This is a genomic window from Methylocapsa palsarum (assembly GCF_900114285.1).
Taxonomy (GTDB): Bacteria; Pseudomonadota; Alphaproteobacteria; order Rhizobiales; family Beijerinckiaceae; genus Methylocapsa; species Methylocapsa palsarum.
The window spans coordinates 74,022-85,982 of record NZ_FOSN01000016.1; the positions used below are offsets into that span (position 1 = coordinate 74,022).

General features: G+C 59.9%; 10 protein-coding genes. 7 read left to right on the forward strand and 3 right to left on the reverse strand.

All coding sequences use genetic code 11. The annotated features are described in order from the left end of the window. Positions 1–6 precede the first annotated feature (6 nt). Both BM177_RS15590 and BM177_RS15595 read left to right on the forward strand, forming a co-directional pair. On the forward strand, positions 7–876 hold the full coding sequence (locus BM177_RS15590; RefSeq protein ID WP_139223664.1) for a hypothetical protein: 870 nt from the start codon (positions 7–9) through the stop codon (positions 874–876). A gap of 188 nt (positions 877–1,064) precedes the next feature. Then, on the forward strand, positions 1,065–2,573 hold the full coding sequence (locus tag BM177_RS15595) for a hypothetical protein (protein ID WP_139223665.1): 1,509 nt from the start codon (positions 1,065–1,067) through the stop codon (positions 2,571–2,573). A 296-nt stretch (positions 2,574–2,869) separates the two neighbouring features. Here the strand turns inward: BM177_RS15595 and BM177_RS15600 are convergent, their stop codons facing one another. The 3 genes from BM177_RS15600 to BM177_RS15610 form a co-directional block, all read right to left on the reverse strand. Then, the gene (locus BM177_RS15600) at positions 2,870–3,244 is read right to left on the reverse strand and encodes a hypothetical protein (RefSeq protein WP_091685359.1); all 375 of its coding nucleotides are present in this window, start codon (positions 3,242–3,244) and stop codon (positions 2,870–2,872) included. Between the two features lie 378 nt (positions 3,245–3,622). Continuing rightward, positions 3,623–3,817, reverse strand: coding sequence for a transposase (locus tag BM177_RS15605; protein ID WP_244532379.1), 195 nt, complete (start codon positions 3,815–3,817; stop codon positions 3,623–3,625). Positions 3,818–3,836: 19 nt separating this feature from the next. Next, positions 3,837–4,442 carry a transposase gene (locus BM177_RS15610; protein ID WP_091685364.1) on the reverse strand — a complete coding sequence of 202 codons (606 nt, stop codon included), beginning with the start codon at positions 4,440–4,442 and terminating at the stop codon, positions 3,837–3,839. Positions 4,443–4,542: 100 nt separating this feature from the next. Here BM177_RS15610 and BM177_RS15615 point away from each other — a divergent pair, with 100 nt between their 5' ends. The 5 genes from BM177_RS15615 (at position 4,543) to BM177_RS20380 (ending at position 11,438) form a co-directional block, all read left to right on the forward strand. Then, positions 4,543–4,860, forward strand: a complete 318-nt coding sequence (locus tag BM177_RS15615) for a DUF6471 domain-containing protein (RefSeq protein ID WP_091685367.1) — start codon at positions 4,543–4,545, stop codon at positions 4,858–4,860. A gap of 191 nt (positions 4,861–5,051) precedes the next feature. Then, entirely contained in the window at positions 5,052–6,968 is a 1,917-nt protein-coding gene (locus tag BM177_RS15620; protein WP_244532381.1) for a class I SAM-dependent DNA methyltransferase, read from the forward strand. Then, positions 6,965–8,191, forward strand: coding sequence for a restriction endonuclease subunit S domain-containing protein (locus BM177_RS15625; RefSeq protein WP_091685369.1), 1,227 nt, complete (start codon positions 6,965–6,967; stop codon positions 8,189–8,191). The genes BM177_RS15620 and BM177_RS15625 overlap by 4 nt, the downstream gene beginning before the upstream one ends. Next, complete coding sequence (locus tag BM177_RS15630; protein ID WP_210185922.1) at positions 8,188–10,671, forward strand: type I restriction endonuclease subunit R; 2,484 nt, start codon at positions 8,188–8,190, stop codon at positions 10,669–10,671. Before BM177_RS15625 ends, BM177_RS15630 begins: the two co-directional genes overlap by 4 nt. Positions 10,672–10,673: 2 nt before the next feature. Then, positions 10,674–11,438 (forward strand): hypothetical protein, encoded by a 765-nt coding sequence (locus BM177_RS20380; protein WP_210185923.1) that lies wholly within the window; start codon positions 10,674–10,676, stop codon positions 11,436–11,438. Positions 11,439–11,961 lie beyond the last annotated feature (523 nt).

An 11,961-nucleotide genomic window follows, 5' to 3' on the forward strand; every position in this document is an offset into this window, starting at 1 on the left:
CTTATTTTGATCGCCGCGGCGGTCGCGGCTTCCACTCTCGGCGCCCCGCCCTTGCGCGCGCAGACGCCGAACGGGACCTGCATCCGGACGCTGGGCGATAGTCTGACATCAGGGTATCAGCGCTTTCTGTCGAGGTTCATCCCGGACAGGAAAATCGTCCCTGGCGGCCTCGGCGCGCAGACATCGACCCAGATCGCGGCGCGTGCGGGCGCGATTCCAACGCGCGTCTTCGTGCCCGGCGACAGCCTCCCGCGCTCCGGAACCGTGCAGCTCGCGTCGATCCAGCCGCGCTTGATCTCGAGCTCGAACAAGGCGGACGAAATCGAGGGGAGCCTCGCCGGACGGCCTGGACGACTGACCCGCGACGCCAGCGACAGATATGATTTCGTTTTGAACCCCGCCGACCGCGAAACGCCCGCCCCGCCGGGGAGCTTGTTTGCGCCGCAGACCAGCGACGTCGACAAATGCGTTCTGGTCCTTTGGGCCGGGCGTAACGATATTCCGGCCTCCGCGACAATTCTGGCGAACATCGACGCCATCCTCGAACCCTATGTGCTCCGGCGCGCTCCTTTTCTCGTCATCAGCGTCCTGAACTCCGATTCAGAACCCGCCGGAAGCGCGAGGTTCGCGGCGGTCATGCGGATCAATCAGACTTTGGCGCAGAAATATCCGTCTGGCTTTCTCGACGTCCGCCGCTATTTGATGGACAGCGCGCTCGCCGACGCGAAGCTTCCGGCGGACGATGAAGCCAGGACGTGGCTGGCGAAAGACCTCATTCCGGCCAGTCTGCGTAAGGACGGAATTCATCTCAAGGATGAAGTCGACGCGCTCGTCGCGAAATTTATCGCCTCGGCGATCAAAAACAGGCAATGGTAGGAAACGTCGACTTCATCGTGGACTGTTTCTTTCGATCGGGATCCCCGGCGATCACTTGAGCGCTTTCCGGCCGAATGTGATCATTCGGTCGATCAGAAATCGCTCCGCATTCGAAAACTTGTACATTTTCTTGTCGATCGTATTGATTCACTCCAATCGGAATATGCTCTAGACGAAAGGTCTGAAGCGTGGCTGCCATTAGCGAAGAGCAAGATCTGGGCGACACAAGAGTGTCGATCTTTATCCCGCTTACGATCATCGCCGGCTTCGCCATAGCGCAATTATACCTCGGGACGTCCCCTTACGTCATGGCTCTCTGCGCCTTCGGGATCGCGGCGCCATTGTTGCCGCTGCATATTTACGGGCGCGATCTCTACGCCATTATCGGGATCATTTTCAGTTTGAGATACGCCGGCGTCGCGCTTATGGCGAAAACGGCTTACGGACAACCGCTCGAACAAAACCTGTTCCAGCCGGTGCATTCGTTCGAATTATACGCGCTGCTCATGGCGATCGTGACCCTTGTGCTGCTCATCGCCCGAAGACTTGACCGTGGCGGCACGTTGTTTCCTTTCCCGACTGATCTTGCTTCGCTCCGGCGGCTTTCGGTTATTTCCCTCTCGGTCGGGTTCGCGGCTCAGTTGGTCGCCGGCGCCAATGCCGCAACCCAGACAGGAGAAGCCAATGCGGGTCCGCTGGTCATCATAGCGGGCAATTTCGCGAGCTTTTTCTACCTCGGACTGATTTCCGAAGTCATCTACGGGGTCACCAAATCCAACGGCCGCAGTTTCATGACGCCGCTCCTCGCCGTCGCGACGGGGGGCACCCTTTTGATTTCCATGGCGCTGAATTGGAGGGAGTTTTTCGCAGCCGGAATGGTCGCGCTCGCCATGACGGCGTTCATGTATAAAGCCATCCGCCCGTATCATATTCTTGGCGGCGTGGTGATCGCCTATTTCTTTTTGACCTTCTTGTCGCCGGTCACATTGTACCTCCGCGTTCAGCGGGAAGGCATGCCGAAAGCGCAATTCGCCGCTCTAGCCCTGTCCACCTTCGAGCGCGCGGCCGTCGACCCGTCGTTTCTGGAAATGATCAAGAATTTCGAGCTGTCGAACAGGTTCGCGAATTTCACAGACGAAGAGGATTATGACTATTACGGGGATCGAAGCGGCGCCTTGAACCGCTTTTCCTATATCATGCTGCTTGACGCGATTTCGTCCTTTTCCCAGGGGCACACCCCGATCGGATGGCCGGCGCTCAAGCAAACCGCGGCGCGGGTCGCGCCAGGATTTCTGGGTTTCGACAAACGAGTATCGCTCTACGGCCTTGGCGACTGGCTGTCATGGCAAGTCGGGATCGGCAATCCGGGCATGAGCTCATTCCTGAATTTCGGGCTCCCGATGGAAGGTCTGGCCACCTGGGGACTCATCGGCTTTATCACCTATCCTTTCATTTTCCTGATTCCCGTATTGTTCATCGCGGGGCGGATCTCCACCTTCAAGGTGAGACTGCCGTTGAGCATTTTCCTGTTCACGATTCTTCAACACAGCCTGGTCGAGGGCAACAGCGACTTCTTCGTCGGCGCGGTTCTAAGAGAACTGCCGCAATATGCGGTGCTGATTTTCCTCCTGTATTATGGCTGCTTCCTTCAGTCCTCGAAACTGAAACCGATCGCGGATCCCGCCGCGCAGGATTGAGCCGCTCCCATGAATCCGGGATTTCCCGGCGTTCCGGATGAGCCGCCCGCGCGGGCGTTGCAAAAGCCGAGGGAGCGGGTATTCTTTCGTCTCCGAAACAAACGAAAGGAGGTGATCCTGTGTCTCATTGTCTCGCGCGCTCTCCTCGGAGTAGCGCCATTCTGGCGGTCCGGGACAACATTCTGGATAACATTTTCCGGATTTCGTTCAGGCTGATTTAGACGGCCTGCCAGAATGAAGGCGGGGGACTTCGCACCCCCCGCCTTTGCAAAAAAAAAACGCCCCGCCCGGCCCGCCTAATCCGGCTTGGAGCGCCGCGCCGCGCCAATGATGAAACCGGCGGCGGGATAAGGCGCCAGCCGGAAGCGGGGATTGCTCAGTAGCTTCGCGAGATACTCTTCTTGCGTCATTTCCGCGTTCGTCTTCTCTCGCGTCGCCGGTGCCGCCGGTGCCGCGCTGGGCGGCTTCACCGTAGCCGGTCCCGAGCCGCGCGGCTTGTCGGCGTTCAACCTCGCGAACCGCGCCTCGATTGCGGCGCGCTCTTCGGGCGTCGGATCTTTCCCGGTGATCGCGGCGAACATCGCCAGAATCCCTTCCGGCGTGGGCGCGGCCATGACGCGCTTGACCGGCGCGGCGGGATCGTCAGGCGGAGGAATCGGCTTGTCGGTCATGGGGCCCTCCTGTCTCAGCTCCGCAGCCTACGCGCGGCGCATCGAGCGCGCCAGAGGCTCACCGCAAGTCATTGCCGCGCAGCCGTGCTACGAGGACGAGCTCTCAGGCGTCTATGGGAGCTTGGAGCCTCGGCCTTTTGAGGACACAGCGCGCCGCTGTGTTCTTTCTAATTGGAACGGAAACGGGATACCAAGCTTCCGCCCATGCCTGACTTTCGTCTTCAGCGCCAAGTGGCCGATCAGCTAATGTACCCGGTTCGTTCTCCTAACACACGACGACTGAATTCCCTCCGTCGCTCTCAAAACTGACGTCGAAGGCCGCCGAAGTAACGCCGCCCACCCGCCTGAAGGCTTTGAGGCGGCAGCAATTATCGAAATTCACGAAGCGGTGTTGATCACGTGCCTTTCGCCGGTCGCGTAGAGTTCCGAGTGGTTGACCCGCTTCACGTGGTGCGTGGCGTGAAGGTCGTCCCAGGCCGGAGCCTCGTCCGCATAGATCGTCGCCATGATGTCGATGCTCTCGGAGAGCCGGGCGCAGGCCTGATCCTCGGTGTCGAAGACGCCGACGATCATCCGGCCACCCTCGCCACGTTCACGCGCACCGACAACGACGCGGCGCTTCCCGTTCAGGTTGGGCCTTCAGTCGGCGATCGACCCGGTTGATCTTGCGGTTGTCGGGCTTGATATAGCCACCGAACCACCCGCCGTCGATCTCGACATCACCGGTTAGACGGCCGTCCCGCATCGAATGCATGATGCCCTCGCGATATTTCTGCTGAAGCACGTAGCCGGTCTTGTATTCGATTTCGACATCGGCGCTCAGTTCGATGGCGTTGTTGCCCTTGGCGCCCTTCGTGAATGAGCGGGCTGCGGTCAGAATCTGCTTGAAGGTGAGCTTGTGGTGCGCCAGCGGCGTGCCGCTAGTGATGGAGAACTGCTTCAGGCAGCTGGCGGCTTTGCATTTCCAACGCCGTTGGTTCTCCAGATACCAGGACTTGTGCGAGCCACACCAGGGACAGACGGGCTCCCCATCCGTTTCCGGCCAGCGCATCTTGCGGAACAGCGCCTCCGCGTCCTCCTCGGTAATCTTCTCGAGCTTCGACAACGGAAATGTGCGCCACGCCTTTGACTGACGGAAATGCGCGCCGGACGCTTTGCGCGTCCTTCTTGCCTTTCCGGTATCATCTGCGCTATCCATAGTCTTGTATATGACGCCATTTCGATGTCAATACAAGGGAAAAGTTGCGTATACGATACTTTTGGGAGCACGGACGATACCATAACACAGGTAGCAATCTGTGACTACGTCGCTGGGCGAGGCCGATTGGGAGGCGCTGGCGCGCAACATGCTGCGCGCCGAACTCATGCGACGCGGGCTCAGCTATGCTCGACTGGTCGAGGCGCTGGCCGCGATCGGCGTCGAGGAGACCGAGGCCGCGATCAAGAACAAGGTGTCGCGGGGCCGCTTTCCCTTCGTGTTCTTCCTGCAGGCGATGGTCGCCATCGGCGCCGACTGGATGCAGGTGCCAGGCTCAGCGGCCCTTCTGCAGGGCGAGGGTCTTGGACAGGGTGGCACCCAGACGCTGGCCAAGGCCCGAAAGGATCCAACCCCCTGATGCGAGCTAGACCATTTGGCCGTGGGCGCCGCCCATCCTAGAACCCACTCAGCCGCAGCGGACGAAACGAAGGACGAAGCAGAGACCATGACCGACATCCGCACCGCCCGCAGCACCTCGCTCGTCGACTTCATTGGAAGAATGCCGACGACCTCTGGGGAGATTTCAAGCACACCGACTTCGGCAAGGTCATTCTACCGTTCACCCTGCTGCGCCGTCTCGAGTGCGTGTTGGAGCCCACCCGTGAGCAGGTGCAGAGGACGAATTCCGCGATGGCCGATCAGGGCATCGACCTTGATGTCGTGCTGCGGCAGCTGACTGGCTATCCGTTCTACAACACCTCGAATTACACGCTTGGCACCTTGGGCGGTAGCCGCACGCGCCAGAACCTTGAGGACTATGTCTCCAAGTTCAGCGACAACGCTCGAGTGATCTTCGAGCAGTTCGACTTCGCCAACACGATCGCGCGGATGGAGAAGCAAGGCGTCCTGTTCAAGATATGCCAGAACTTCGCCGCCATCGACCTGCATCCCGATGCCGTGCCCGAGCGGGCCATGAGCAACGTGTACGAGCACCTGATCCGTCGTTTCGGCGCCGAAGTGAATGAGGCGGCCGAGGACTTCATGACGCCCCGCGACGTCGTCCATCTGGCGATCGAGTTGTTGCTCGATCCAGACGACGAGCTGTTCGTCAACAACCCGGGTCTGATCCGCACGCTCTATGATCCGACCTGCGGGACGGGCGGCTTTCTGTCGGACGGCATGGAGCATGTGCAGAACCTGCGCGACCGATACAGCATCGCTCCCGTCGTCGTGCCCTACGGCCAGGAGCTCGAGCCTGAGACCCACGCCGTGTGTCTCGCTGGCATGCTGCTGAAGACGCTGGAATCCGATCCCGGCCGCGACCTGTCGAAGAACATCAAGCTCGGTAGCACGCTGTCGAACGACCAGCACCCTGATCGTTTCCACTATTGCGTTTCGAACCCACCATTCGGGAAGCCGTGGCAGAAGGATCAGCCGGCCGTTGTGCGCGAGCACAGCGACAGGAAGTTCGAGGGCCGTTTCGGTCCTAAGCTCCCGCGCGTCAGCGACGGCTCTATGCTGTTCCTGTTGCATCTCGTCAGCAAGCTGGAGGTGCCCGAACGGGGCGGCGGCCGGGCCGCCATCGTGCTGTCGGGCTCGCCGCTGTTCAACGGCAACGCCGGTCAGGGCGAATCCGAGATCCGGCGTCACTTGCTCGAAAACGATTACGTCGAGGCGATCATCGCACTGCCGACCGAGATCTTTTTCCGCACTGGCATCGGCACCTACATCTGGCTCCTGTCCAACAAGAAGCCTGAGGCACGCCGCGGCACGGTGCAGCTTATTGACGCTACTCAGCTGTTCATGCCGATGCGTAAGAATGAGGGCAACAAGAAACGGGAGATCAGTCGCGAACAGATGCGGCAGATTGTTGAGGCTTATTCCGCGTTCGAGCCTAGCAACACGAGCCTGATCCTCGACCATCGCGATTTCGGCTATCGCCGGGTCAAGGTTCTGCGTCCCTTGCGGATGAAGGCGGTGGTGTCTGAAGTGGGCTTCGCCAAGCTCGCCGACGACAAGACGTGGAGCAAACTCGCCGCCGATCAGCGTGAGGGGTGGACGGCGCTCCTTATGCAGCACACGGGCGTGGAGCACGAGGTGAGCTGGCTGGAGCCGTTCGCTAGGTCTGCGGCGAAAAAGGATTGCGCGCTCGGAAAGGCTTCGAAGCCGCTCACGAAAGCGTTCATAGCTGCTTTCGGCGTGCGCGATCCGGATGGCGATCCGGTGACCGATGATGATGGCAACGCCGTTGCGGACGATCACCTCACGGACTTCGAGAATGTGCCTCTAGGTATCCCGATCAACGTCTACATGTCGGCCGAGGTTCTGCCGCATGCGCCCGACGCTTATATCGACGACAGCTATCGCGATGAGCTGGACGGTGACGTCGGCGTCGTCGGCTATGAGATCAACTTCAACCGTTATTTCTACGAGTATCAACCACCTCGCGATTTGCACCTGATCGATGCAGACCTGAAGACGGTCGAAGCCGAAATCGCGGCTGCGCTTGAAGAGGTGATGGAATGAGCCGTCGTGACTTTCTTCAGGAATTCGTGGGCACCTCGCTCTGGGCGACCGTTCCTGCGAAACGCCGATTTCGTTACGAAAAGACCATCAATTTCGGGATGGCCGAACGTCATCGCCTCGCCCTGACGATGGGTGGCGTCGTAAATCGGTCTCTCGATGATCTTGAAGGCCTACAGTCTTCGGACTACTCAACTTATCAAATCTTTGAGCCTGGCGACCTAGCCTTCAAGCTCATCGATCTTCAGAACATCAAGACCAGTCGAGTTGGCCTTGTGCCGCGTCGGGGGATTATGAGCCCCGCATACATACGGCTCAGGCCAATGTCGGATCAGACTCTCTCCAAATTTTACTATTGGTATTTTTATGCAGCCTACTTAGGTAACATTTTCAACGGCCTAGGCGGAGGCATACGGCAAAACTTGAGCCAAACTGAGCTTCTGGAGTTCCCTGTTCCTGATATTTCGCGGGAAGACCAGGAGGCAATCTCGACCTTTCTCGAACGTGAAACGGGACGGGCCGATACGCTAATCCGTCGAAAGCGTCAGTTCATCGACCTGTTAAAGGAGCGCGCTACCGGCGAGATCATCGCTATGATGGCGCCTCAAAACACGTGGCAGGCGGTTCCGTTCTGGTCTATAACCACTGCTAAGTGCATTACCGGAATGGCAACAGAGGGGCTGCTTTCCGTCTATTTGGACAGGGGCGTAATCCCTTATTCCGAAGGCGGAGGTCTCGTTCACAAGCCCGCCGAGAGCCTGGAGAAGTATCAGCTGGTCGAGCCTGGCGACTTGGTCATGAATAACCAGCAAGCATGGCGCGGTTCAGTCGGGGTCTCAACGCATCGGGGCATCGTAAGCCCTGCCTACGTTGTGCTCGGCCTCGATCCAGCGAAGATAGACCCTGCGTTCGCCAATTACGCATTCCGCAGCAAGCCGTATGTTGACCAGTTCATGATTGCGTCGATGAGCGTTGGTGACATCCAGCGCCAGATCAAATGGCATCTGTTGCGGCGCATCCCGGTTTATCTGCCTCCGTTGGAAGAGCAGCGCGCCATTGCAGCACGGCTGGATCGCGAGAAAGCCCGCATCAACGGGCTGATCGCCAAAACCGAGCGCAGCATTGAACTCCTGAAGGAGCATCGCTCCGCGCTCATCACCGCCGCAGTCACTGGCAAGATCGACGTGCGCGGCGCTGCTGCCAAGACCATTAAGGCCGCAGCATGACCGAAGCGCATCACGAGAAGCCGTTCGAGAACTATGTCGTCGAGAAGCTGGTCGCGCAAGGATGGCTGCTCGGCGACACCAGCGGCTACGACAAAGACTATGCCCTCTATCCCGAGGATCTCGTCGCCTGGCTGAAGGACACTCAGCCGGCGAAATGGGACAGGCTCGTCGCGCTCAACGGCGAGAAGGCGCCGAATGTGCTGATGGACCGCCTAGAGAAGGCGCTTGAGAAGCAGGGCACGATCCAGGTCCTGCGCCGCGGCTTCGACATCGCCGGCTGCGGCCACATCGACGTCAGCGAGGCGGCACCGGAGGATCAGCGCAACAAGGACGTTCTGCACCGCTATGCGTCCAACCGCCTGCGCGTCGTCCCGCAGCTCCGCTACCATCCGAGCAAGGAGTATGCGATCGACCTCGGGCTGTTCATCAACGGGATTCCGGTGGGCACCGTCGAGATCAAGACGGACTTCACGCAGTCCGCCGCGGCGGCCATCGAGCAATACAAGCAGGACCGTCTGCCGGTCGATCTCCAGACAAAGCGCACCGAGCCGCTGCTCACCTTCAAGCGCGGCGCCGTCGTTCATTTCGCGATGTCGGACAGCGTCATCTGGATGACCACCAAGCTCGCGGGTGACAACACCTTCTTCCTACCGTTCAACAAGGGGAAGGATGGCCACGCGGGCAATCCTGCCCGTGCCGACGGCGAATACCCCGTCGCCTATTTCTGGGAGCAGATCTGCCCGCAGGATGCATGGCTGCGCATCTTTCACAGCTTCGTCTATGTTGAGAAGAAGGAAGTGGTCGACCTGAAGGGGGCGTGGACGACCAAGGAAACGCAGATCTTCCCGCGTTTCCACCAGTGGGATGCGGTCAACGCGATGATTGCGGACGCCGCCCAGAACGGACCAGGGCAAGCCTATCTGTGCGAGCACAGCGCTGGGTCGGGGAAGACCTCGACGATCGCCTGGACTGCGCATGACCTGATCAAGCTACGCCGTGACAACGGCACCCCGATTTTCAACTCGGTCATCGTTGTGACCGACCGAACGGTGCTCGATGGCCAGCTTCAGGATGCGATCCAGCAGATCGATCACCAGGCAGGCCTGATCGCCGCGATCGATCGGGACACGTCGTCCAAGTCGAAGAGCCAGCAGCTGACCGAGGCGCTGCTCGGTGGCGTGCCGATCATCATCGTGACGATCCAGACCTTTCCCTATGCGATGGAGGCCATCCTCACCGACAAGTCGCTGAAGGATAGCAACTTCGCCGTCATCATCGACGAGGCGCACACGTCGCAGACCGGCACGACCGCGTCGAAGCTGCAGGCGACGCTCGCTCTTTCGTCCAAGGCCGGCATGGAGAAGATGACGGTCGAGGAGCTGCTCACCGAAATCCAGAACTCGCGCGTGCGCCCGAAGAACGTGTCGCAGTTCGCCTTCACCGCGACGCCCAAGCATTCGACCATGATGTTGTTCGGCCGGCCTGCAGACCCGAGCAAACCCGCATCGAAGGAGAATCTGCCGGTCTCGTTCCACAAATACCCGATGCGCCAGGCGATCGAGGAGGGCTTCATCCTCGACGTCCTGGAGGGCTACATCCCCTACAAGACGGCGTTCAACCTCGGCAAGGAGATGGTCGACACCAAGCGGGTCAACGGGAAGGCCGCCAAGCGCGCGCTGGCGAAGTGGATGACGCTGCACCCGACTAACGTCGTGCAGAAGGTCCAGTTCATCATGGAGCACTTCGTCAAAAACGTGGCGCATCTGCTCGACGGCAAGGCGAAGGCCATGGTCGTGACGAGTTCGCGCGCCGCCGCCGTGCGCTATAAGAAAGCCTTCGACTCGTTCATCGAGACGCACCCCCAGTATAAGGGCATCCATACCCTAGTCGCCTTCTCGGGGCAGCTGACGGGTAAGGAAGTCATGCACTTCGATGATGCGCAGCTGAAGGGCGACACGTTTGTCGTCGATGAGGATGCGGTGTTCTCGGAGGACACCATGAATCCGGCCGTGAAGGGGCAGGACCTGCGAATCGTCTTCGACCGCCCAGAATATCGGGTGATGCTAGTCGCAAACAAGTTCCAGACAGGGTTCGACCAGCCGAAGCTCGTCGCCATGTACATCGACAAGAAGATCGCGAACGACGTCGAGATCGTTCAGACGCTGTCGCGCCTCAACCGGACGTTTCCCGGCAAGGACCGGACGTTCGTGATCGACTTCGTCAACGATCCTGAAACGGTGCTGAGCGCCTTTGCCAGTTACGATGCCGGCGCCGCGATCGAGGACATGCAAGACCTCAACGTGATCTACGAGATCAGGGATCGGCTGGACGACGCCGGGGTCTACAGCGTCGCCAACCTCGAAGCATTCAAGACGGCGCGGTTCAAGACCGCGCAGGCATTCGCCGGGGGCACCGAGCCCAGCACAAGGATCTGTTCGCCGCGACGCAAGCACCAACGGATCATTTCAACCAGATACTGAAGGTGCAGCGGCGAGAGGTCCGGGCTGCCGAGATCGCCTATCAGAACGCCAGGGACATCGGCGACGAGGACGGCATGAAGGCCGCAGACCATCGCCGCGGACTGGCAGACGGAGCGATCGGCTCGCTAACTGAGTTCAGGGCAGGCCTGGAACGGTTCTGTCGGACCTATGCCTATATCGCGCAGCTGATCGAACTGAACGATCCTGATCTGGAGAACTTCGCGACATTCGCCAAGCTGCTGGCGAATCGTCTGGACGGCGTGACGCCGGATGAGATCGACCTGAAGGGCCTCACGCTCACCGGGTTCGAGATCAAGCCGCGGGACGGTTCCACGGGCGGCAATCCGACGCCGCCCGCAGATGACGAACTGGTCCTGAAGCCGACCGGTGCAGGCGGATCGCCGATGTCCGGCAGCACGCCGGTGTACCTTCTCGAGCTCATATGTCGCCTGAACAGCCTCTTCGGCGAGGCCGCCCCGCTCAGCGACCAGGCAAACTTCGTTAACCAGATCGCCTCCATCGCCCAGGAGAACCAGGTCGTGATGGCGCAGGTCGGCCAGAGTGAAAAGGAACTGGCGATGAAGGGCAATCTGCCCGGAGCCGTCCAGGGTGCCGTGGTGCGCTCGATGACCTCCAACAACGCCTTGGCGAAGCTGCTCCTGAAGGGCGACAGGCAGGCAATGGGGATCCTGACCGACATCATCTACGACATCCTCAAGTCGGGCGAGAAGCTGGATCTGGATGGTCTTCCCGGTGCCGCGGCATGAAGTCTTCGGATGAGAAGTGATTGAATGGCTCGTCCGGCCGCAGTCCTGACGGCGCGGGCTCACAATCGAACTCCACACCCGTCTCCGAGGTGCTGACGCACCTCCTCGTCAGGTGCCGACACTGTAGCTTGGTTCAGCTGCGACAGGATGCCGGAATTTCGCGTAATCCGACAGGTGGAATTCGTCGGATTGCTCCATCGTGAGACATTTCATAGGCGACACCGTTTCGCGCAAAAAGCGTTAACATCCGTGACGAAACTGTTGCGTCCTTCGTCGTGGTCAAACGTCAAATGGTGATGCTGGAAATATGAATGAAAACTACCCTGAATAGGCTGCCCAATTGACGCGGCAGTGAATTCCAGAAGATCGAGAATAGTCAACAGCGGGGGCGGCTCGTCAGCCTTTAATGGCCATGGCAAATCGCGCGCCCCTCAGGAGTGATCACCGCGACGTTGAAGGCGTTGCGGTCGTGATCCCGATGCCGGCGGGATGCCGGGTCTTTATCGCGACGGGCTGCACGGAC